The sequence below is a fragment of the Burkholderia sp. AU45274 genome (assembly GCF_030482505.1).
Lineage (GTDB): Bacteria > Pseudomonadota > Gammaproteobacteria > Burkholderiales > Burkholderiaceae > Burkholderia.
The window spans coordinates 169,887-192,609 of sequence record NZ_JAUJQE010000005.1; the positions used below are offsets into that span (position 1 = coordinate 169,887).

The following is a 22,723-nucleotide window of genomic DNA, read 5'->3' on the forward strand; positions in this document are numbered from 1 at the left end:
GGGATTTCGCGCTGCACGGCGCGGCGATACGTTATATCATCGCCATACTTTGTTTCATCGCCCTGCTTCACGCCATGGCTACCTCATCGTCCATTGACGCCCGGCTGTCCCGGGCCGACGCATTCGCCGCCGAGCACGGGCTCGCGTGGACGCCGCTGCGCCGCCAGGTCTACGAACGCGTGCTGGCCGCGCAGCGCCCGATCGGCGCGTACGACCTGCTCGCCGAGCTCGAGCCGCAGCGTGGCCGCGTGCCGCCCACGACCGTCTACCGCGCCCTGGATTTCCTCGTCGAGCACGGCTTCATCCACCGGATCGAATCGAAGAACGCGTTCTTCGCGTGCTGCGAGATCGGCGTGCCGCACGAAGGCCAGTTCCTGATCTGCGACTCGTGCGGCGACACCGTCGAGATTCCCGGCGGCGACCTCGCGAAGCAGTTGTCCGCGAGCGAGCCCGCGCACGGTTTCGAAGTCCACCACCAGGTCGTCGAGCTGAGCGGCCTGTGCGGGCACTGCAAGCACAAGCCCGTGCAACGCTGACGCGTTTCGCGCGGCGCCCGCGCCGCCCCTTCCAACGAGGAGTTCCATGTCCATTGCCCTGAAGCGCGCGCCGCGGCGCGCCCTGTCGCCTGTCCGCTGGCTCGCCGCCACCGTTGCCGCCCTGTCGCTCGCGGCGCCCGCGTTGGCGCAGGCCGCGACCGTCAACGTCGTGGCTGCCGAGAATTTCTACGGCGACGTCGCGTCGCAGATCGGCGGCAGCCATGTCGCGGTGACGAGCATCCTCAGCAATCCGGACCAGGATCCGCACCTGTTCGAAGCGAGCCCGAAGACCGCCCGGGCGCTCCAGCACGCGCAGGTCGTGATCTACAACGGCGCCAACTACGATCCGTGGATGAGCAAGCTGCTCGGCGCGTCGAAGCAGGCCAAGCGCGCGACGATCGTCGTCGCCGATCTGGTCGGCAAGAAGGCCGGCGACAACCCGCACCTGTGGTACGACCCGGCGACGATGCCGGCCGCCGCGCGCGCGATCGCGGCCGAGCTCGGCCGCGCCGACCCGGCGAACAAGGCCGAATACGATGCGAACCTGCAGAAGTTCGTCGCGTCGCTCAAGCCCGTCGACGACAAGGTCGCCGCGCTGCGCGCGCAGTACAAGGGCGTGCCGGTGACGGCCACCGAGCCCGTGTTCGGCTACATGTCCGACGCGATCGGCCTCGACATGCGCAACCAGCGCTTCCAGCTCGCGACGATGAACGACACCGAAGCCAGCGCCCAGGACGTCGCCGCATTCGAGAACGACCTGCGCAAGAAGCAGGTACGAGTGCTGATCTACAACAGCCAGGCCGAAGAACCGATGACCAAGCGCATGCTGAAGATCGCGCGCGACGGCGGCGTGCCGACCGTCAGCGTCACCGAGACGCAGCCGGCCGGCAAGACCTTCCAGCAATGGATGGCCGGCCAGCTCGACGCGCTCTCGACCGCGCTGGCCGCCGGCAAGAAATAAACACTCCGTAACGACATGACCGTCACTCCTCACGCACTCGCCGTCGATCGCGTCACGCTCGAACTGGGCGGGCGCACGATCCTGCGCGACGTCAGCTTCTCGATCGAACCCGGCGAATTCGTCGGCGTGCTCGGGCCGAACGGCGCGGGCAAGACGACGCTGATGCGCGCGGTGCTCGGCCTCGTGCCCGTGTCGGCCGGCACGCTGTCCGTCGGCGGTGTGCCGGTCGTGCGCGGCAACGCGTCGATCGGCTACATGCCGCAGATCCGAAGCGGCCTCGCGAACCGCCGGATGCGCGGCTACGACTTCGTCGCGATGGCCGCCGACGGCCACCGCTGGGGGCTGCCGCACACGAACGCGGCGACGCGCCGCGACGTCGACCGCGTGCTCGACCTCGTCGGCGGCCCGACGCTCGCGCGCCGGCCGTTGTCGGAACTGTCCGGCGGCGAGCGGCAGCGCCTGCTGCTCGCGCAGTGCCTGCTCGGCAACCCGAAGCTGCTGCTGCTCGACGAGCCGCTGATCAGCCTCGACCCGAACCACCAGCGCGGCGTCGTCGAACTCGTGCGCAACGTGCAGCGCGAGCTCGGCATCACCGTGCTGTTCTCCGCGCACGAACTGAATCCGCTGCTGAACGCGCTCGACCGCGTGCTGTATCTCGGCAACGGCGTGGCCGCGCTCGGCACCGTCGACGAGGTGATCACGAAGCCGGTGCTGTCACGGCTCTACGGTTCGCCGATCGACGTGATGCGCGTGAACGGCAAGATCTTCGTGATGTCGGGCGACGTCGAGGTCGAGAAGCACGATCACGAACACGAGGACGACGATGGTCACTCGCACGGCGGTGGCGGTGGCGGCGGCCACGGCCATCACCACCACGGACACGCTCATCCCGGGCATTCGCACGATGTTTGAATACGACTTCATGATCAACGCCTTCGCGGCGTCGGGGATCGTCGCGGTGCTCGCGGGCATCGTCGGCTACTTCCTGGTGCTGCGCGGGCAGACCTTCGCCGGCCATGCGCTGTCGCACGTCGGCTTCACCGGCGCGACGGGCGCGGTGCTGCTCGGCATCTCGCCGATCTGGGGGATGGTCGGCTTCACGCTCGCGGCCGGCATCGGGATGGGCGCGCTCGGCGAGAAGCTCGCGGGCCGCGACGTCGCGATCGGCGTGATCCTGTCCGGCGCGCTCGGCTTCGGCCTGCTGTTCCTGCATTTCTACACGTCGTTCGCGACGCAGGTCACCGCACTGCTGTTCGGCAACGTGCTCGCGGTGAGCCACGACACGCTCGCGGTGCTCGCCGGCATCGGCGCGGTGAGCCTGCTCGCGCTCGCGCTGATCGCACGGCCGCTGCTGTTCGCGTCGTTGCAGCCCGAACTGGCCGAAGCCAAGGGCGTGTCGCTGCGCACGGTGTCGATGCTGTTCCTCGCGGTGTGCGCGCTCGCGGTGGCCGCGGCGACGCAGATCGTCGGCGTGCTGCTGGTGTTCACGCTGCTGGTCGGGCCGGCTGCCGCCGCGCAGAACGTGACGACGCGGCTGTCGACCGGCGTGCTGCTCGCCGCGCTGTTCGCGTTGTTCGAAGCGTGGCTCGGCATCGTGCTCGCGTATCACACCGACTGGCCGACGAGCTTCTGGATCACCGCGCTGTCGGCGCTCGTGTACGGCGCGAGCCTGTTGCGGCGCCACTGAGCACCGCCAGGCGGATTGCCGCCCGAAGGAAATAGAAAACGCCGGCGTGCCCGAGGGCAGCGCCGGCGTTTTTTCATGCGCCCGCGATCGTGCCGCGCGCCGTGTGCCGACGTAAGCGTTAGCTGCTTCCCTTCCCGCTCATCGTACGAGCACGCGCGCGTGATGCGCAATGTGATCGGCGATGAACGTCGAGATGAAGTAGTACCCGTGGTCGTAGCCCGGATGGCGGCGCAGCGTCAGCGGCTGGCCGGCCTTCGCGCACGCGGCTTCGAACACGTCGGGGTTCAGCTGGTTCGCGAGGAACTGATCGGCAAGACCCTGATCGATGAGGATGCCGTCCGCGAACTTCGGCGCGTCGGCACGCGCGACGAGTTCGCTCGCGTCGTGTGCCTTCCATGCTTCCCGATCGGCGCCCAGATAACCCGAGAACGCCTTCTCGCCCCACGGGCAGCGCGTCGGCGCGGCGATCGGCGCGAACGCCGACACCGACCGGTACAGGCCCGGATGGCGCAACGCGAGCGTCAGCGCACCGTGCCCGCCCATCGAGTGGCCGAAGATCCCCAACCGCGCGCCGTCGATCGGCAGCTCGGCCGCGACGAGCTCGCGCAGCTCGCCCGTCACGTACGACTCCATCCGGTAATGCGCGGACCACGGCGCCTCGGTCGCATCGACGTAGAAACCCGCGCCGACGCCGAAGTCCCACGCATCGGTCTCGCCCGGCACGCCCGCGCCGCGCGGGCTCGTGTCGGGCATCACGAGCGCGAGGCCGTGCTGCGCCGCGTATTGCTGCGCGCCGGCCTTGATCGCGAACGTCTCGTCGGTGCACGTGAGCCCCGCGAGATAGAACAGCGCCGGCACGCGGCCGTGCGCGGCCTGCGGCGGCAGGTACACCGAGAACTTCATCGGCAGGCCGACGGCCGCCGAATCGTGACGGTAGAAACGCTGCTCGCCGCCGTGGCACGCATGCGAGGAAACGAGTTCGAGCATCGCGGTGCGCTCCCGGTCAGTACAGCACGACCGAACGGATCGACTCGCCGGCCTTCATCAGGTCGAAGCCTTCGTTGATCCGCTCGAGCGGCAGCGTGTGCGTGATCAGGTCGTCGATGTTGATCTTGCCTTCCATGTACCAGTCGACGATCTTCGGCACGTCGGTGCGGCCGCGCGCGCCGCCGAACGCCGACCCCTTCCACTCGCGGCCCGTCACGAGCTGGAACGGACGCGTGCTGATTTCCTCGCCGGCTGCCGCCACGCCGATGATGAACGACTGGCCCCAGCCCTTGTGCGTGCATTCGAGCGCCTGGCGCATCAGCTTCACGTTGCCCACGCATTCGAACGAGTAGTCGGCGCCGCCGTCGGTCAGCTGCACGATGTGGTCGACCACGTTCTCGACTTCGTTCGGGTTGATGAAGTGCGTCATCCCGAACTTCTTCGCGAGCTCGACGCGCTTCGGGTTGATGTCGACGCCGATGATCTTGTCCGCGCCGACCATCTTCGCGCCCTGGATCACGTTCAGGCCGATGCCGCCGAGGCCGAACACGACGACGTTCGCGCCCGCCTCGACCTTCGCCGAGTACACGACCGCGCCGACGCCCGTCGTCACGCCGCAGCCGATGTAGCAGATCTTGTCGAACGGCGCGTCCTCGCGCACCTTCGCCACCGCGATCTCCGGCACGACGATGTAGTTCGAGAACGTGGACGTGCCCATGTAGTGGAACAGCGGCTTGCCGTCGAGCGAGAAGCGCGACGTCGCGTCGGGCATCAGGCCCTTGCCCTGCGTCGCGCGGATCTTCTGGCACAGGTTGGTCTTGCGCGACAGGCAGAACTTGCACTCGCGGCATTCCGGCGTGTAGAGCGGAATCACGTGGTCGCCCTTGCGCAGGGTGCCGACGCCGGGGCCGACGTCGACCACGACGCCCGCGCCTTCATGGCCGAGGATCGCCGGGAAGATCCCTTCCGGATCGGCGCCCGACAGCGTGTAGTAGTCGGTGTGACAGATGCCCGTCGCCTTCACCTCGATCAGCACTTCGCCGGCGCGCGGCCCTTCCAGATCGACTTCCTCGATCGTCAGCGGCGCGCCCGCCTTCCATGCAATCGCTGCTTTCGTCTTCATCGTGTGACTCCTGTCTGTGTGTGAGGTCGGCCCGGGTCGGCGCGTCAGCGCTCATGTCGGCCGGCGCGGGTGCGCGAGCACCGACGCCGGTTCCATGCTTCGCCCCGGGTTCCAGGCAAAGCGGTCGAAGCCGTGCCGGGCGGCATCGCGCACGGCACGGCGAAAGAATCTCGTGCTCGCCATGATGGCCGGTCCGGCCGCGCATCGCGTGCGGGAAACGGTCGCCGGCTTGCCACGATGCGTCATCGCTGGCGCAAAAGAACAAGTGTTCGAGTTTAATCGCCCGTCGTGAACCATGCATCCGTTCGCGCATACAGATCGACGAAGCGTGCGTGGCGCGCGGCCAGCGCGCGATCGTCGTGCGGCGCGGCAACCGGCGACGCGGCCGGCGCCAGCGCGTGCAGCGCGTCTTCCCGCCAGTGCCCGATCGCGACGCCCGCGAGCAGCGCGGCGCCGCGCGTCGCGGCGTTCGGGCAGTCGATCGCGTGGAGCGACGCGCCGAGCGCATCGGCCAGCAACTGGCGCCAGCGCGGATCGACCGAGCCGCCGCCCGCGAGACGCAGCATCGCGACCGGATCGCCGCGCTCGGCATCGCGGATCGCATCGAGCCCGGCGCGCAACGCGAACGCGACGCCTTCGAACGCGGCGCGCATCATCGCGCCGCGCGTGTCGCCGAGCCCGAGGCCGAGCCAGCCGCCGCGCGCATCGGGGTTCATCCACGGCGAACGCTCGCCCGTCAGGTACGGCAGGAAGCACAGGCGTTCCGACGCCGCGTGGGCGAACGCGTCGTCATACGCATCGGCCCACTGCGCGTAGCCGAGCCAGCCGCGCACGGCTTCGAGCGCGAGCCCGACGTTCTGCATCGCGGCCATCGTGTAATAGCCGCCGCCGGCCGCCGCGCGATAGCGATGCAGCCCGCGTCGTGCGGGCGGTAGCGCATCCGCGAGCACGACGATCTGGCCGCCGCTGCCGGTCGTCAGCAGCGCGTCGCCGGCGGCGGCCAGCCCGCTGCCGAGCGCCGCGCATGCGGTGTCGGCCGCGCCCGTCGCCAGCGGCACGCCGGCCGGCAGGCCAAGCGCTGCGGCCGCCTGCGCGCCGAGCGTGCCGCAGCGCGCGCTCGACGGAAGGACCGGTGCGAACCGGTCGGCCGGCAGGCCGAGCGCGTCGATCAACACGAGATCCCATGCACCGTCGGGTGTCGCGAGCGCGGTCGCGCACGCGTCGCTCGGATCGGCCGCGACGTCGCCGCCCAGCGCAATGCGCAGCCAGTCCTTCGGCTGCACGGCCCAGCGCGCGGCGCGCAGCGCTTCGGGTTCATGCGTGGCCAGCCAGCGCAACAGCGGGCCGGCCATGCCCGGCGCGACGGGGTTCGGGGCGACGGGCAAGCCGGCGGCCGGCCAATCGGCCACGTCCGCTTCGCGCACCGCGCGCGTGTCGGGCCACAGCAGCGCGGGACGCACCGGCTGCCCGGCCGCGTCGATCAGCACGACACCGTGCATCTGCCCCGAGAACCCGATCGCCGCCACCTGCGCACGCTCGTCGGCCGGCAGCCGCGCGGCCGCGCGCACGAGCGCCTGCCACCACGTATCGGGCACGATCTCCGCCCAGCCGGGCTGCGGCGACGACAGCGCATAAGGTTCGCTCGCGACTGCCCGCTCGACGCCGTCGGCATCGAGCGTGACGAGTTTGACGGAGCCGGTGCCGAGGTCGATTCCGAGCAGGCGCATGACGTGAGGGCGAATTCGAATGAACGGATGTCGATGATAACGGGATCGTGATGCGCGCCCCGTTTTTTGCCGCTACCGCGGCGGGCCGAACACGCGGTCGCCGGCCGGGTTCCACCCGGCTGCACCTTGCAGGCAAAAGCGGCCGTTCGCGGGTTAACCCGGCACGATTTTTCCCAGGCACTTTTTGCCACTATGCCGCCCACCCGATACACACCATAAGGCGGCCTATATTTGACACGGGGGCCGGCGCTATTTTGAAGGGCTATAAAACCGGGGAACCTCACTCCTGCGGCCGTTTCCCGATGATCGACACCCTGTTCCATGCCGAAATGGCATATCGAACCAGCAAAGAACGGAATAGTACCCAGCGCTCTTGTTGCGTTGATTCATTCCGCATAACTTCGTATCACCCCGAAAACAAGATCATGGAGTGAGACAGATGCAATCGAACACGGTCCATCCGTGCGATGAGGTGCTGCCGACCGGCAAGCTGGTAACGCTTGGCCTGCAGCACGTCCTCGTCATGTACGCCGGCGCTGTCGCCGTGCCGCTTATCGTCGGCGCCGCGCTCAAGCTGCCGAAAGACCAGATCGCGTTCCTGATCAGCGCCGATCTGTTTTCGTGCGGCATCGCGACGCTGATCCAGACGCTCGGCCTGTGGATCTTCGGGATCCGCCTGCCCGTCATCATGGGCTGCACGTTCGCGGCAGTCGGCCCGATGATCGCGATCGGCACCAACCCCGGCCTCGGCATCCTCGACATCTTCGGCTCGACCATCGCGGCCGGCATCATCGGCATCGTGCTCGCGCCGATGATCGGCAAGCTGTTGCGGTTCTTCCCGCCCGTCGTCGTCGGCACCGTGATCGCAGTGATCGGGCTGTCGCTGATGGAAGTGGGCATCAACTGGGCAGCCGGCGGCGTCGGCAACCCCGAATACGGCAGCCCCGTCTATCTCGGCCTGTCGCTGCTCGTGCTTACGCTGATCCTGCTGATCAACAAGTACGGCCGCGGCTTCGTCGCGAACATCTCGGTGCTGCTCGGCATCGTCGCCGGCTTCGCGATCGCCTTCGCGATCGGCCGCGTGAATACCGACGGCGTCGCGCACGCACCTTGGGTCGGCTTCGTGATGCCGTTCCACTTCGGCCTGCCGCACTTCGACCCGCTGTCGATCGTGACGATGGTCACGGTGATGTTCGTCACGTTCATCGAATCGACCGGCATGTTCCTCGCGGTCGGCGACATGGTCGATCGCCCGGTCAACCAGGAGCGCCTCGTGCGCGGCCTGCGCGTCGACGGCCTCGGCACGCTGATCGGCGGCATCTTCAACTCGTTCCCGCATACGTCGTTCTCGCAGAACGTCGGCCTGATCGGCGTGACGGGCGTGAAGAGCCGTTTCGTGTGCGCCACCGGCGGCGTGATCCTCGTGCTGCTCGGCCTGTTCCCGAAGATGGCGCAGGTCGTCGCATCGGTGCCGCCGTTCGTGCTCGGCGGTGCGGGCATCGTGATGTTCGGGATGGTGGCGGCGAACGGCATCAAGGTGCTGTCGAAGGTCGACTTCGTGAACAACACGCACAACCTGTTCATCGTCGCCGTGAGCGTCGGCATGGGCCTCGTGCCGGTCGTGTCCCCGCACTTCTTCTCGAAGCTGCCGCCCGCGCTCGCGCCGATCCTGCACAGCGGCATTTTGCTGGCATCGGCGACGGCCGTGATCCTGAACATCGTGTTCAACGGCGTGAAAGGCGAGAAGGACGCACGCTGCGACATCCGTCGCGCCGGACACGACTTCGACGGGCGTCCCGCCGACGTGCACCACTGATCGCCTCGCGCCGGACGACGGCGCGGAGAAGCGGTAAGCGGTAACGAAAAACGCCACGGCATGCCGTGGCGTTTTGCTTTGCGGGTGCGGCGAAAGGCGGGGACGCACGGAGCGATCGTGCGAAGTGCTGTGACGGACACACCAAGCACGCGCCGGCTTGTGACGGCCGGCGCTTACTGCATGGTGTGCAAGGGGTTGCTTCACACCATCAAAATGTGCAGCACTGCGCGGCGGCTCGCGGCCAAGGCCTCATTTCACTTGGCAAGGACATTCATGCGGGCAACCGGGAAGGAAGTCGATTTCTACTCGTCGGCCATTATCCGGCACACCGCTCAAATGATGCGACTTATAAAGCCTGGCATCGACGTCGATAGGTGCTCGACCAAGCCCCAATGTGACTAGAAGCCCCTTGATACTTTCCGCGCGTTGTTGAGCCAGCACGTGCGGCTGTCTTTCGTCAGCTTCGGCAAGGCCACCGACAGACGTACGATCGAGATTGGGATATTTGAGTTGAAGGTCTATCGCCCAATTGGCCAGCCTTGTGATCTCATCGCTGGACACCTTGGCAGAATCTCTTTCAAACGAAACATCAAGTGTATGGACTGGGGAGCAGGCGAATGTCCCTGCCGAGAAAAATGCGAGTGCGATACATGCAGGTCCTTTTACCATATCAATTTTCCGTTGGACCCAATCAGATTCAACCAGGATCGCGCTGCCACACTGCCTCTAATCCTCATAGATAATATACCCGGCAATGCTATCCGCATTGTTGATTGCGAGATCGGGGCGCGTCCGAGCCAAGACCAAGCACTTGCGCATGAAATATTGATGATCCTGAGCGCCAAAAGTGTCGGAGAAGTGAGTGCACTCATGAATCAGAGTCGATAGCATCGAGTCCTTCGCACTGGATATGGGGCGCATCCCACAAAATTTTTCGTGGATACAAATAGTATGTGTAGCGGTGTCAGGGGCGCAAACATGAGCGACGGCACCATCAGGGTCCTTGTTGTTCGGCGTACAACCAAGATATCGATCAAGCTCCTCTGATTGACGAACAAAGTTTCCAGGCTTGAGATCGCGCATCACCCGACTTACTCGTGCGAGGCCGACTGTCAGACGTTGCCGAATCGTTTCATCGCTTGAGCCAAACCACGTTGCGACGCGTTGACGTTCGAGCGCCCCCCACTTGCGCAAGTCTACGAGCCGTACATCAATCATTTGTACGGCTCTATCGCGTAACGTTAGGACCATACGGCGAAATTCCGCATCAGTCATGTTTGGGCAGATGGGTGGCCCATTCGATATCAATGCTTCGATTAACGAACCTTCTTTCGTGTCCGTCATCGCCTCTGCAATCGCCACACGATCACCGTCACTCATTCTATTTCTCCGATGACCTCGAGCTTTACCGATTCAGCCTCCGGCGTGATCACTCGCACGGTATGCCCCTGCGCATCGGTAATCCCTGAAGCCAGCACGTCGCCACGGCAATTTGTGATCCAATACCGCGCGCCCACAACAGGTTTCCTGGATTTCTTGTTGCGAATAACGAACTGCTGATCGTGGACTGCCATGCCTCTTCTTACAGGGGCGACGCCTAAGCCATGCTTCCCCGTCAACCGCGCCACCTCGTCTGCGGTAAATGTCATCTTCATGCCGCGCTCGGCATAGAAAACAGGTGGCGGCTTGCAATCGCAGACGTTGATATCACCACTCAACGCCCACGGCTTGCCGTTTGGCCCTGTGCCCGGCCAGCGTGGGCCCTCCGGGGCGACAAACCCTTCCTGCTTGCATGCCGTGCAGTACGTCTTCATGTACAGCGTTGCGATATGCACGCGCGGCGGCGGATTGGAACAGGTTACGTCCTCCAATCCTTCCGTAATCGTGGCGCTGCCGCCCTGATCCCCTTTGGCAAGGAAATAACGAATCATGAGGTCTCGCCTCGATGCACAACGGTTGAACGTTTCACCACTGTGAAGGCGTTAGCAGATACCAGACCATTACGCTCAGGGCTATCGGTAATGACGTCGCCGTTATCTAGTTCGCTACCGACGAAAGCCAGCGGCTGGAAGTCTCCGTTATCCACCAGCCCAAGACCGCTTATGATTCGCGCGGTCGAACCGTCTGCGTAGTGAATTTGATTACCCACGACGCCAGCCTTGCCAAGCCCAACACCGGTGTCCCACGTGCCGGTAGCTTCGCGCAACGCACCGCCTCGCGCGGTCGTGGCTCCTCGTACAGCCAACCTGTATCGCGGCAGTGCAGGCGGCGGCGCATAATCCTCGTTAAACAACCCTCCGGCCGTTTCGCCAGCCGGTACGTGAATTCCCGACAACCGCTGAAGCGTTTCGACGATACGATCGCCGTTGCTCAACCTGCTACCCACCAGCGCAAACGGCTTGTCGCTGCAAATCGCATATTCGCCTGCACCATCCACAATGACGGCCTCGCTGCCATCCTCGTAAGTGACGACATCGCCAACACGGGCAACGACAAGCCCGGCGACTGTGAGGCCGCTCGTGGCCTCGGTTACCCGCCCACCGCGCTCAGTGAGCGCGCCGATGGTGGCAAAAAGATGGGTCGGTGCAGTCTGCTCGCTCTTCATCCGGATTTCCTTTCTCGACAATGGGTGAGAAACGCTTCAAGCAAAATTTGCACGGACGAGAAAGAAGAACCAATCAGACGAGTTCGAATTTCGTATAACTAATCGTTATAAAGACCGTCCAACAGCAAATGAGCCTGAATTGGGCGAAATGAGCGGGGATTTGGCGGCCGGGCTACAGACCACCGGAGAGGGATGATCATCGATTGGGCGAAACGAGAATCTGCACGGTTAGTCCGTACGCGTCGTGCTCGACGGCGCCAGGCCCCTGGATTTCGCGCCCACTGCAGATGTACACGCGTGTCCCGCGTGGATCGCCGCAGCATTCCCACGCGTGGTTACCGCGCACTTAAGGACCAACAATCATGGACTAGCCTTACGTTTCCTTCGTTACGCTTCGCATCGTTCGTAACGGCCAGCTTACGACAGGACTAACAACGTCCTGCCTGCGCGCGAAGCGACCGCACGCAGGCAGGATAACTGCACTTACCCGTTCGTCGCCGTTGCCGACGCAGGCGCCGGAGCGGCCGCCTTGTCGTAGTCGACCGGTGCATCCGGCGCGCGCGGCGCTTCGCCGGCATGCTGGATCCAGCCGCCGCCGAGTGCGCGGTACAGGTTGACCAGGTTCGTCCAGCGTGCCAGACGTGCGCTGATCAGCGACTGCTGCGCGGAATACAGGTCCGTCTGCGCGGTCAGCACCGACAGATAGCTGTCCACGCCGTTCTTGTAGCGCAGGTCCGACAGGTCGAAGCGACGCTGCTGCGCGTGCTCGTTGCGCTCCAGCGCCGCGATCTGCTGGTCGTACGTGCCGCGTGCGGCCAACCCGTCCGCCACGTCGCGGAACGCCGACTGGATCGCCTTCTCGTAGTTCGCGATCTCGATGCGCTTCTGCACGTGCGCAAGATCGAGGTTCGCGATGTTCGCGCCGCCCTCGAAGATCGGCAGCGCGATGCTCGGCGCGAACGACCACGCCGCCGTGCCGGCCTTGAACAGGCCGCCCAGCGTCGGGCTGCCCGTGCCGAATGCGCCCGTCAGCGAGATCTTCGGGAAGAACGCCGCGCGCGCCGCGCCGATGTTCGCGTTCGCGGCCAGCAGCGCCTGCTCGGCCTGCATCACGTCGGGGCGACGCGTCAGCAGATCCGACGGCAGGCCTGCCGGCACGTCCGTCAGCAGGTTCTGCGCGTCGAGCGGCATGCCCGCCGGCAGATCGTCCGGCAGCGGCTCGCCGACCAGCAGCACCAGCGCGTTCAACGCCTGTGCACGCGCACGCGCCTGCGCCTGCTGGTTCGCGAGCGCCGTCTCGACCACCGTCTGCGCCTGACGCAGCTCGAGCTCGGAGCCCGTGCCGTTGTCGAACTGCAGCTTGGTCAGGTCGTACGACGCCTGCGCGGTCTTCAGCGTGTTCTCCGTGACCTGCAGCAGGTCATCGGTCGACAGCAGCGTCAGGTACTGGTCAGCCACCTGCGACACCAGCGAGATCTCCGACGCCTGCCGCGCATACGCGGTCGACAGGTACTGCGCGAGCGCCTGATCCTTCAGGCTCTGCACGCGGCCGAACAGGTCGAGTTCCCACGACGCCGACAGGCCGACGTTGTAGGCGCGCGAGATGTACGGCGCACCGGTCTGCGAAAGACCCTGCGGCACGCGCTGGATATTGCCCGTGCCCGTGCCGTCGAGCGTCGGGAACAACCCCGCGCGCGTGATCTGGTACTGCGCGCGCGCCGCCTCGATGTTCAGCACCGACACGCGCAGGTCGCGGTTGTTCTTCAGCGCGATCTCGATCAGCCGCTGCAGGCGCGGATCGACGAAGAACTCGCGCCAGCCGATGGCGGTCGCAGCTTGCCCGTTCGCGCTGCGCGCGCCGGCCGCACCCGGCTGCGTCGCGTAGACGCCACCGGCCGGGTACGCCTGCGCGACGGGTGCATCGGGCCGCTTGTAATGCGGCGCCATCGTGCAGCCCGTGGCAAAGAGCGCGACCGCGATTGCAGTCAAAGCGTGTTTTTGCATCATCACTGTCCCTTGTTGCCTTCGTCGCCGTTGCCCGGCTTCTCTTCGTGGTGCGAGTGCTCCTGAGCCAGGCGCAGCGCCTCGTCGACGTCTTCCTTCTCGCCGCTGAAGATCGCGCGGATCTTCACGAAGAACATCGGGATCATGAAGATCGCGAGGAACGTCGCCGTGATCATCCCGCCGATCACGCCCGTACCGATTGCGTGCTGGCTCGCCGAGCCCGCGCCGTTGCTGATCGCGAGCGGCATCACGCCGAGAATGAACGCGAGCGACGTCATCAGGATCGGACGCAGCCGCAGGCGCGCCGCTTCCAGCGCGGCCTCGATCGGCCCCATCTTCTCCGTCATCTGCAGTTCGCGCGCGAACTCCACGATCAGAATCGCGTTCTTCGCGGACAAGCCCACGGTCGTCAGCAGGCCGACCTGGAAGAACACGTCGTTCTCGAGGCCGCGCATCGTTGCCGCGAGCAGTGCGCCGATCACGCCGAGCGGCACCACCATGATCACCGAGAACGGGATCGACCAGCTTTCATACAGCGCCGCCAGACACAGGAACACGACGAGGATCGAGATCGCATACAGGATCGGCGCCTGCGAACCGGACTGGATTTCCTGGAACGACAGGCCCGTCCACGAGTAGCCGATACCGACCGGCAGCTTCTTCGCGATCTGTTCCATCGCGGCCATCGCCTGACCCGTCGACTTGCCCGGTGCGGCCTGACCCTGGATTTCCATCGCCGACACACCGTTGTAGCGCTCGAGCTTCGGCGAACCGTATGTCCAGTGACCGGTCGCGAACGAACTGAACGGCACCATCCCGCCCGACCCGTTGCGCACGTACCAGATGTTCAGGTCTTCCGGCGTCATCCGGAACGGTGCGTCTGCCTGCACGTAGACCTTCTTGATCCGGCCGTCGGTATCGAGGAAGTTGTTCACGTACTTCGACGCCCACGCGATCGAGAATGTCTGGTCGATCGCATCCGCCGTCACGCCGAGCGCGTTCGCCTTCTCGCGATCGATGTCGACCTTGTACTGCGGCGTATCGTTCAGGCCGTTCGGACGCACACCCTGCAGCGTCGGATCCTTCGAGGCCATCCCGAGCAGCTGGTTACGCGCGGCCATCAGCGCATCGTGGCCGAGACCCGCGTTGTCCGTCAGCTCGAAGTCGAAGCCGGCAGCGGTGCCGAGTTCAGGAATCGACGGCGGGTTGAACGGGATCACGATCGCGTCCTTGTAGCCCGCGTAGCGCCCGAACATCCGGCCGATCAGCGCCTGCACCTTCTGGTTCGCATGCTGACGCTGCGCGTAGTCCTTCAGGCGAACGAACACGAGACCGGAGTTCTGGCCGCGGCCGGCGAAGCTGAAGCCGTTGACCGTGAACGCCGATTCGACGATTTCCTTCTCGTCCTTCAGCAGGTAGTCGGAAATGTTCGCGAGCGTCTTCGCGGTCGTTTCCTGCGTCGAGCCCGACGGCGTCTGCACGATCACGAACATCAGGCCCTGGTCTTCATCCGGCAGGAACGACTTCGGCAGGCGCACGAACAGCAGGCCGACCGCGACGATCACGACCAGGTAGATGATGAGCCAGCGGCCCGAGCGCTTGATCACGTGGTGCACGCCGACGTGGTACTTGTCGCGGCTGTTGTTGAACGTGCGGTTGAACCAGCCGAAGAAGCCCTTCTTCTCTTCGTGATGCCCTTGCGGGATCGGCTTGAGGATCGTCGCGCACAGGGCCGGCGTCAGAATCAACGCGACGAGCACCGACAGCACCATCGCCGACACGATCGTCAGCGAGAACTGACGATAGATCGCGCCGACCGAGCCGCCCGAGAACGCCACCGGCACGAACACCGCCGACAGCACGAGCGCCACGCCGACGAGTGCGCCGGTGATCTGGCCCATCGCCTTGCGGGTCGCCTCCTTCGGTGACAGGCCCTCTTCCGCCATCACCCGCTCGACGTTCTCCACCACCACGATCGCATCGTCCACCAGCAGGCCGATCGCGAGCACGAGGCCGAACATCGACAGCGTGTTGATCGAGAAGCCCACCATCGACATGATCGCGAACGTGCCGAGCAGCACGACCGGCACCGCGATCGTCGGGATGATCGTCGCCCGCAGGTTCTGCAGGAACAGATACATCACGAGGAACACCAGCACGATACCTTCGAGCAGCGTCTTGACCACTTCCTCGATCGACAGCTTCACGAACGGCGTCGTGTCGTACGGGTACTTCACGACGAGGCCGTGCGGGAAGAACGGCGCCAGTTCGTCGATCTTCGCGCGTACGGCCTTCGCGGTCGCCAGCGCGTTCGCGTTGGTCGCGAGCTGGATACCGAGTGCCGCGGTCGGCTGACCGTTGTACTTCGTGTCGAAGTTGTAGTTTTCACCGCCGAGCTCGAGCTTCGCGACATCCTTCAGGCGAACCTGCGAGCCGTCCTGGTTGACCTTCAGCAGGATGTTGCCGAACTGCTCGGGCGTCTGCAGCAGCGTCGACTCGGTGATCGTCGCCTGCAGCATCGTGCCCGGCGTGGACGGCGTGCCGCCGATCTGGCCGCCTGCGATCTGCACGTTCTGTGCGGAGATCGCGGTCGACACGTCGACCGGCGTGAGGCCGTAGTTCGTCAGGCGGGTCGCATCGAGCCAGACCCGCATCGCGTACTGCGAGCCGAACAGCGTGACGGTACCGACGCCGTTCAACCGGCTGATCGGGTCCTTCACGTGCGACGCCACGAAGTTCGCGAGGTCGTACTTGTTCATGCTGCCGTCTTCGGAGTTGAAGGCGAGCACCAGCAGGAAGCTGCTGCTCGACTTCGTCACCGAGAGGCCGAGCTGCTGCACGACCTGCGGCAGAATCGGCGTCGCGAGCGACAGCTTGTTCTGCACCTGAACCTGTGCGATGTCGGCGTTGGTACCCGGCGCGAAGGTCAGCGTGATCGTCGCGTTGCCCGAGTCGTCACTGGTCGACGACATATACAGGAAGTTGTCGAGACCGCTCATCTGCTGCTCGATCACCTGCGTCACCGTGTCTTCCACCGTCTTCGCGGAAGCGCCCGGGTAGTTCGCGGTGATCTGGATCGATGGCGGCGCGATCGTCGGATACTGCGAGATCGGCAGCGTGAAGATCGCCGCAACCCCGGCCAGCATCAGGATGATGGCGATCACCCACGCGAAGATCGGGCGATCGATAAAAAACTTTGCCATGAAACAGGCTCCCTGTTATTGCGCGCTCGAAGCAGCGGCAGCACTCGCCGGCGCGGCGCCCGATGCGGCAGCACCGGAAGCGGCAGCGGCGCCGGAACCGGCGGCAGCCGGCGCGGCGGTGGCGGCGGCGCCCGATGCGGCTGCGGCCGCCGGTGCGAGCTGTGCCGGTACCGACTTCACGGTCGCACCCGGGCGCACCTTCTCGCCGCCCTGCACGATCACGTGGTCGCCCGCCTGCAGACCGCCTTCGACGATCCAGTTCGCGCCCTGCATGCCGGTGGTCTTCAGCGGACGCGGCTCGACCTTGTTGCTGGCGTTCACCACCATCGCGATCGCCTGGCCCTTCTGGTCATGCGTGACGCCGATCTGCGGCACCAGGAACGCGTTCTCGTTCACGCCTTCCTCGATCCGTGCGCGCACGAACATGCCCGGCAGCAGCACGCGGCCCGGGTTCGGGAACACCGCGCGGATCGTCACCGAACCGGTGGCCTGGTCGACCGTCACGTCCGAGAACTGCAGCTTGCCGGCTTCCGAGTAGGTCTTGCCGTCTTCCAGGATCAGCGACACCTTCGCGGCGCCCGGGCCGCTCGTCTTCAGGCGGCCGCTCTGCACGTCCTGGCGCAGCTTCAGGCCTTCGAGGCTCGACTGCGTGAGGTCGACGTACACCGGATCGAGCTGCTGCACCGTCGACATCAGCGTCGCCTGGCTCGCCTGCACGTACGCGCCCGGCGTCACTTGCGAGATGCCGACGCGGCCGGTGATCGGCGACACGACGTCGGTGTAGCCGAGGTTGATCTGCGCGGTATCGACCGCCGCCTTGCCGGCCGCGACGTCCGCCGCGGCCTGGCCCTGCGTGGCCACCGCGTTGTCGTAGTCCTGCTTGCTGACCGCGTTCGCGGCCACCAGCACCTTGTAGCGCGCGACCAGGGCGTTCTGCGTGACGAGGTTCGCCTGCGCCTTCGCGAGCGTTGCCTTCGCGCTGTTCAGTGCGGCGACGTACGGCGCCGGATCGATCTTGTACAGACGCTGGCCGGCCTTGACGTCGGTGCCTTCGGTGAATTCACGACGCAGCACGATGCCGTCGACCCGCGCGCGGACCTGCGCGACGAGGAATGCGCTGGTGCGGCCCGGCAGTTCGCTGAAGACCGGTACGGCTTGCGGTTGGACGGTGACGACGCCGACTTCCGGCGTTTGCGGCGGCGGTGCCGATTCTTTTTTCCCGCACGCGGCCAGGAAAACGGCGGCCGTCGCGACAGTGATTAAGCGGTATGGAACCCGTTCGACGCGCATGGAGCGACCTCTGTGTATAACCAATGGAATAAGTGCCGCACCCGACCGGAGGGAGCGCGACACGGATGCGCCTCACGGCGCAGATCGAACACCTGAAATACTGGACTGCTAGATACAGCAAGCGGCACGAAACCTCCGTGCCGACAGGTTGCCCCGCACTGCGGACTGGAACTTTGGCGGGAATCAGCAGAGTGGGATATTAACTGATTGCCACTTGGGTCATTCGATCGTAGGGTGGTATTGTATATACATTCATGAATGTATGTAAAAAGCCCGTTTGTGCCCCGCCTGCCGTCCAGTCTTACGGATTGTTACCAATCGCAAGCATAGCCAGTCTATATGACTGCGCCGAGGGTTGCAGACCCTAAATTCACCTACGATCATTCCAATCAGGCCTGCACATGGTCAGACGTACCAAGGAGGAGGCGCTCGAGACGCGTAACCGCATTCTCGACGCCGCCGAACACGTGTTCTTCGAGAAGGGCGTGTCGCACACGTCGCTCGCGGACATCGCCCAGCATGCCGGCGTGACGCGCGGCGCGATCTACTGGCATTTCGCGAACAAGAGCGAACTGTTCGACGCGATGTTCGACCGCGTGTTTCTGCCGATCGACGAGCTGAAGCGGATGCCGCTCGACGCGCCGGGCGGCAATCCGCTCGAGAAGATCCGGCAGATCCTGATCTGGTGCCTGCTCGGCGTGCAGCGCGACGCGCAGTTGCGCCGCGTGTTCAGCATCCTGTTCATGAAGTGCGAGTACGTCGCGGATCTGGAGCCGCTGCTCCAGCGCAACCGTGCGGGCATGAGCGAGGCGCTGCACGCGATCGATGCCGATCTCGCGGGGGCCGTGCGGCTCAAGCTGCTGCCCGAGCGGCTCGATACGTGGCGCGCGACGCTGATGCTGCACACGCTCGTCAGCGGTTTCGTGCGCGACATGCTGATGCTGCCCGACGAGATCGACGCCGAGCAGCATGCGGAAAAGCTCGTCGACGGCTGTTTCGACATGCTGCGCTTCAGCCCGGCGATGCTGAAGGACGGCGACTGACCGCGCGACGAGCGCTCGCTTGCGGCGTTGTCTGTTTCATCGGGCGGCGCGCCGGGCCGCGCCAACGCGCTGCCCGCGCCCTCCCCCCTGTCCCTGCTGTTTCAGGCCGCCTTCATGTTCGCACGCTGCGCGCGGGCCCGCCGGTTCGACGCGGCGACCGAATCGCGCTTCGGCATCGGCGCACCGGCCAGTCCCGCGATCCACGCATCGGTCGACATCACGGCCGCGAAATTCGACTGGAACACGACCGCGTACGTGCGGTGAATCTCCTCGGCGCTTACCGCGCCTGCTTCGTTCTCGTACGGCAGCGCACCCGTCGCGTCGTTCAGGTACTCGACATTCAGCCCCGCGTGCGCCGCGTGATAGACCGTCGACGCGTTGCAGTTGTGCGTCATGTAGCCGGCCACCGCGAGCGTGTCGATCCCGTGCGCGTCGAGCCACGCGGCGAGGTCGGTCCCGGCGAACGAGCTTGCCTGCCTCTTCTCGATCAGGTGCGCATACGGCCGGCCGGCAACGACCGCGTGCAGCGCGACGCCGTCGGAGCCGGGCGCGAAGATCGGCGCGCCGGCCGGTGCGACGTGCTGGACGACGATCACCGGCACGCCGGCCGCATGCGCGGCGTCGATCGCACGGCCGATGTTCGCGAGCGACACGTCGAGCGGCGGATATTCGATCGGCAGGTTGCCCGTCACGTATTCGTTCTGGACGTCGATCACGATCAGTGCGCGACGGTTAGCCGGACGGGAAACGGCTTGGGAAGCGGAATGCGGGACGGCGTTCGACATGACGGGCTCCTGGTCCGGGGGCGCGGCCCCGCCCCGGAACGGGACGGCCAGCGGCGCGATGCGATGCATTGTCGGCGCGCATCGTTCACGGGGACAGTGGCCCGATAGCCATTCTTCGATAAAATCGGGCCATCGCCATTCCGGAGCCCGCCATGACCGCCGCCGCCTCGTCCACCCGGACCGCCCAGCCTGCTCCGACCGTCGTTGCCGTGATCGCGTATGACGGCATCAGCCCGTTCCATCTGTCGGTGCCGTCGGTCGTGTTCGGCAAGGAGCGCGACGCGGCCGCCTCGCCCGCGTTCGAGTTCCGCGTCTGCTCGGCCGAACGTGGCCCGCTGTCGACGACGGGCGGCTTCACGATCACCGCGCCGTACGGGCTCGACGGGCTCGACGATGCGGACATCGTCATCGTGCCGGCCTGGCGTGACCCGGACGAAGCGCCGCCCGACGTGCTGCTCGACGCCGTCCGCGCGGCCGCCGCGCGTGGCGCGCAACTCGTCGGGCTGTGCCTCGGCGCCTACGTGCTCGCCGCGGCCGGCCTGCTCGACGGCCGCCCGGCCACCACGCACTGGGCGTGGGCCGACGACTTCGCACGACGCTTTCCGCGCGTGAAGCTCGATCCGGACGTGCTGTACGTGGAAGACGGCAACCTGATGACGTCGGCCGGCACGGCCGCCGGGCTCGACTGCTGCCTGCACGTCGTCCGGCTGCGCTTCGGCTCGCACGCCGCGAACCAGATCGCGCGCCGCCTCGTAATCCCGCCGCACCGGCAGGGCGGGCAGGCGCAGTACGTGCCGCAGCCGGTGGCCGCGCACCCGCGCGATGCGCGGCTCGCAGGCCTGCTCGACTGGGTGCGCGCCCACCTCGACGCCGCACACAGCGTCGATTCGCTCGCCGAACGCGTGCTGATGAGCCGGCGCACGTTCACGCGCCACTTCCGCCAGGCGACCGGCACGACCATCACTGCGTGGCTGCAGGCCGAGCGGCTCGCGCGCGCGCAGCATCTGCTGGAAACCACCGGGCAATCGATCGATGCGATCGCGCAGGCGGCCGGCTACGGGTCGAGCGTGTCACTGCGCCAGCATTTCGCGGGCGCGCTCGGCACGTCGCCGTCGGCATATCGAAGGGAATTTCGCGGCGCCGATGTCGTGCGGTAACGCGCGCGGCGAGCAGCCTCGCAGCGGAGCCGGCCGGCCGCTCAGCCGCCGTTGATCCAGCGCGCCGCGTAAAGCAGCAGCGCGACGAAGACGATCATCGCGGCCCACGCCCACACGGGCACCGTGCCGGCGCCGCGATGCGGGAGCGCGCCGGCGGCACGCCCGGTCAGCGCACCGCCGAGGTGCGGCGGCAGCGCACGTTTCGTCGCGGCCACCAGCGACGCCGGCCGCAGGAACACGTGCTGGCGCCGTGGCGCGGCCGAGCGCGCGCGGTTCGGCGCAAGACCGTGCTTCGCCTGCACGACCGCGCAAAATTCACGGAAGAAATCGTCGGTCCATTCGCGCAGCGTATTTTCGATCTGCCGCCCCGGCAGCTCGGTGAGCGGGCCGCTCGCCGTCGCCCAGACGACGTACTCGATGCGCGTGGCGTTCGCGTCGTCATCCGGCATCAGCACGAGCTCGACCTGGCCGCGCAGCGCGCCGAGCCCGTCGGCCCGCGCCTTGAAGTTGAGCACGCGGCGCGGCTGCCCTTCCGCGTCGCCCTGCTCCGCGGCCGCATGCGCACGCACGTCGTAGCGGGCGCGCAGCGGGCCGAGCGGCACCGTGATCGTCAGCGCAAACTCGCCGTGCGCAAGCTTCACGAAGGATTCGCAATGGTCGAAGCTCGCGCGCAGCAACGCGAGATCCTCGAATGCCTCCCGCACGACGGGCGGGGCGAGCGGTATGCGTAACGTGTCGTTCAGTTCCATGACGCCTCCCCGATGAACACGCGCCGCATCATGACGTCTCGACGAGACTGTCGATCCGTGCAGCGTCGAAGGCAACGTAGTGCGCGAGCGCCAGCGCAGCCGCCTTCGGTTCCTCATAACTCCATGCGGCGTTCTCGATCACGCCGTCTTCGGTCTGCAAGTCGAAGTGCACGGCCTCGCCCCTGAACGGACAGGCCGACGTGACGCCCGACTTCACGAGCCGGCGCATGTTGACGTCGCGGCGCGGCAGGTAGTGGGTGTCCGGCAGGCCCGCTTCGCGCACGGTCAGCGCGCCGTGCGAATCGGCGTACGTGATGCCGCGATGGATCACGCGCACGCGATGGCGGTTCGGCACGATTTCGAGACGAGGGTCGGCTGCGTCGGACATCGTTTCTCCTTGGGGCGGCCCGGCCAGGCCGGACTCAGGAAACGAAAAAGCCACGGCACGGGTGCCGTGGCTTTCATTATGGGCGAAACCGCAGCCGAATGCGCAACCCCGGGCGGGGCCGCGCGCGGCGGGCTACTGCGCGCTCCACTGGAAGGCGGCTTTCGCGCCGCCCTTCGCGCCGACCGTGACGGCGCGGGATTCCTCGTTGCCCTGGTACGAAGCCTGCACCGTATAGCGGCCCGGCGGCACCTTCACGAGCATGTACGGCCCGCGCGCGTCGGTCTTCAGCACTTCGGTACCCTTGCCGTCGACGATCCGCACATGGACGTCGGCCAGGAACTCACCGCCCTTGCCGGTGAACCGCAGCGCCAGCGGCCAACTCGGCTCGCTGCGCTGGAACGCCGTCGATTCGTCCAGCCCGACGCCGCCGGACACGAAGGTGACGTCGCCCTGCTGGCGCGCGGCGGGCAAGCCGTCCGACTGCGCGTACGCGCCGGTCGCTCCGGCTGCGAGGCCGGCGGCCAGCGCCGCGGCGACGGCAAATCGGGACACGTTGCGTAGATATTGCATGGCTCTCTCCTTGGGGTCGGAACACATACAGGGCGCCGCGTCACACCTTCAGTACGGCGGCGGCGCCCGCCGCGGCCGGCCTGGCCGGCCAT

Annotated in this window: 21 protein-coding genes; 7 read left to right on the forward strand and 14 right to left on the reverse strand. The window is 66.3% G+C overall.

The window, feature by feature from the left end:
* Positions 1-74 precede the first annotated feature (74 nt).
* From QZM35_RS19820 to QZM35_RS19835, 4 genes are read left to right on the forward strand one after another with little or no spacing between them, the layout of a single operon-like run.
* The gene (locus QZM35_RS19820) at positions 75-536 is read left to right on the forward strand and encodes a Fur family transcriptional regulator (protein WP_011353040.1); all 462 of its coding nucleotides are present in this window, start codon (positions 75-77) and stop codon (positions 534-536) included.
* A 46-nt stretch (positions 537-582) separates the two neighbouring features.
* Positions 583-1,497 (forward strand): zinc ABC transporter substrate-binding protein, encoded by a 915-nt coding sequence (locus tag QZM35_RS19825; protein ID WP_089431632.1) that lies wholly within the window; start codon positions 583-585, stop codon positions 1,495-1,497.
* A 15-nt stretch (positions 1,498-1,512) separates the two neighbouring features.
* Positions 1,513-2,409, forward strand: coding sequence for an ABC transporter ATP-binding protein (locus tag QZM35_RS19830; protein WP_089431633.1), 897 nt, complete (start codon positions 1,513-1,515; stop codon positions 2,407-2,409).
* Complete coding sequence (locus QZM35_RS19835; protein ID WP_027789245.1) at positions 2,402-3,184, forward strand: metal ABC transporter permease; 783 nt, start codon at positions 2,402-2,404, stop codon at positions 3,182-3,184. Before QZM35_RS19830 ends, QZM35_RS19835 begins: the two co-directional genes overlap by 8 nt.
* Before the next feature lie 138 nt (positions 3,185-3,322).
* On the opposite strand, the gene fghA is transcribed toward QZM35_RS19835, so the two are convergent.
* From fghA to QZM35_RS19850, 3 genes are all read right to left on the reverse strand, one after another.
* Positions 3,323-4,171: an S-formylglutathione hydrolase gene (fghA, locus tag QZM35_RS19840; RefSeq protein WP_301776663.1), complete on the reverse strand. Its 849-nt coding sequence runs from the start codon at positions 4,169-4,171 to the stop codon at positions 3,323-3,325.
* Positions 4,172-4,187: 16 nt separating this feature from the next.
* Positions 4,188-5,294, reverse strand: coding sequence for an S-(hydroxymethyl)glutathione dehydrogenase/class III alcohol dehydrogenase (locus QZM35_RS19845; protein WP_011353045.1), 1,107 nt, complete (start codon positions 5,292-5,294; stop codon positions 4,188-4,190).
* A 275-nt stretch (positions 5,295-5,569) separates the two neighbouring features.
* A complete protein-coding gene (locus QZM35_RS19850; RefSeq protein WP_301776664.1) occupies positions 5,570-7,021 on the reverse strand; it encodes a xylulokinase in 1,452 nt (483 codons plus the stop codon).
* Between the two features lie 439 nt (positions 7,022-7,460).
* Here QZM35_RS19850 and QZM35_RS19855 point away from each other — a divergent pair, with 439 nt between their 5' ends.
* Positions 7,461-8,837, forward strand: coding sequence for a nucleobase:cation symporter-2 family protein (locus tag QZM35_RS19855; RefSeq protein WP_174972934.1), 1,377 nt, complete (start codon positions 7,461-7,463; stop codon positions 8,835-8,837).
* Between the two features lie 249 nt (positions 8,838-9,086).
* On the opposite strand, the gene QZM35_RS19860 is transcribed toward QZM35_RS19855, so the two are convergent.
* The 7 genes from QZM35_RS19860 to QZM35_RS19890 all read right to left on the reverse strand — a co-directional run bounded on the left by QZM35_RS19860 (position 9,087) and on the right by QZM35_RS19890 (position 17,939).
* Positions 9,087-9,506, reverse strand: a complete 420-nt coding sequence (locus QZM35_RS19860) for a hypothetical protein (protein WP_143329844.1) — start codon at positions 9,504-9,506, stop codon at positions 9,087-9,089.
* A gap of 57 nt (positions 9,507-9,563) precedes the next feature.
* Positions 9,564-10,217 (reverse strand): M35 family metallo-endopeptidase, encoded by a 654-nt coding sequence (locus QZM35_RS19865; protein ID WP_089426219.1) that lies wholly within the window; start codon positions 10,215-10,217, stop codon positions 9,564-9,566.
* Complete coding sequence (locus QZM35_RS19870; protein ID WP_089426220.1) at positions 10,214-10,768, reverse strand: hypothetical protein; 555 nt, start codon at positions 10,766-10,768, stop codon at positions 10,214-10,216. Before QZM35_RS19870 ends, QZM35_RS19865 begins: the two co-directional genes overlap by 4 nt.
* A complete protein-coding gene (locus tag QZM35_RS19875) occupies positions 10,765-11,442 on the reverse strand; it encodes a PAAR domain-containing protein (RefSeq protein WP_089426221.1) in 678 nt (225 codons plus the stop codon). The genes QZM35_RS19870 and QZM35_RS19875 overlap by 4 nt, the downstream gene beginning before the upstream one ends.
* Before the next feature lie 483 nt (positions 11,443-11,925).
* Complete coding sequence (locus QZM35_RS19880) at positions 11,926-13,449, reverse strand: efflux transporter outer membrane subunit (protein ID WP_089431638.1); 1,524 nt, start codon at positions 13,447-13,449, stop codon at positions 11,926-11,928.
* Positions 13,449-16,649, reverse strand: a complete 3,201-nt coding sequence (locus QZM35_RS19885; protein ID WP_069248738.1) for an efflux RND transporter permease subunit — start codon at positions 16,647-16,649, stop codon at positions 13,449-13,451. Before QZM35_RS19885 ends, QZM35_RS19880 begins: the two co-directional genes overlap by 1 nt.
* A 15-nt stretch (positions 16,650-16,664) precedes the next feature.
* Positions 16,665-17,939, reverse strand: a complete 1,275-nt coding sequence (locus QZM35_RS19890; protein ID WP_089426223.1) for an efflux RND transporter periplasmic adaptor subunit — start codon at positions 17,937-17,939, stop codon at positions 16,665-16,667.
* 401 nt (positions 17,940-18,340) lie between these two features.
* Here QZM35_RS19890 and QZM35_RS19895 point away from each other — a divergent pair, with 401 nt between their 5' ends.
* The gene (locus QZM35_RS19895; protein ID WP_089426224.1) at positions 18,341-18,982 is read left to right on the forward strand and encodes a TetR family transcriptional regulator; all 642 of its coding nucleotides are present in this window, start codon (positions 18,341-18,343) and stop codon (positions 18,980-18,982) included.
* Between the two features lie 101 nt (positions 18,983-19,083).
* Here the strand turns inward: QZM35_RS19895 and QZM35_RS19900 are convergent, their stop codons facing one another.
* Positions 19,084-19,767, reverse strand: a complete 684-nt coding sequence (locus QZM35_RS19900; protein ID WP_301776665.1) for a cysteine hydrolase family protein — start codon at positions 19,765-19,767, stop codon at positions 19,084-19,086.
* 152 nt (positions 19,768-19,919) lie between these two features.
* Here QZM35_RS19900 and QZM35_RS19905 point away from each other — a divergent pair, with 152 nt between their 5' ends.
* Positions 19,920-20,924, forward strand: coding sequence for a helix-turn-helix domain-containing protein (locus tag QZM35_RS19905; RefSeq protein ID WP_301776666.1), 1,005 nt, complete (start codon positions 19,920-19,922; stop codon positions 20,922-20,924).
* A 41-nt stretch (positions 20,925-20,965) separates the two neighbouring features.
* Here QZM35_RS19905 and QZM35_RS19910 read toward each other — a convergent pair whose 3' ends face one another.
* The 3 genes from QZM35_RS19910 to QZM35_RS19920 form a co-directional block, all read right to left on the reverse strand.
* A complete protein-coding gene (locus QZM35_RS19910; protein ID WP_089426226.1) occupies positions 20,966-21,673 on the reverse strand; it encodes a CoxG family protein in 708 nt (235 codons plus the stop codon).
* A gap of 28 nt (positions 21,674-21,701) precedes the next feature.
* A complete protein-coding gene (locus QZM35_RS19915) occupies positions 21,702-22,061 on the reverse strand; it encodes a DUF427 domain-containing protein (protein WP_089426227.1) in 360 nt (119 codons plus the stop codon).
* Positions 22,062-22,193: 132 nt separating this feature from the next.
* Positions 22,194-22,631 (reverse strand): carboxypeptidase-like regulatory domain-containing protein, encoded by a 438-nt coding sequence (locus QZM35_RS19920; protein ID WP_089426228.1) that lies wholly within the window; start codon positions 22,629-22,631, stop codon positions 22,194-22,196.
* Positions 22,632-22,723 lie beyond the last annotated feature (92 nt).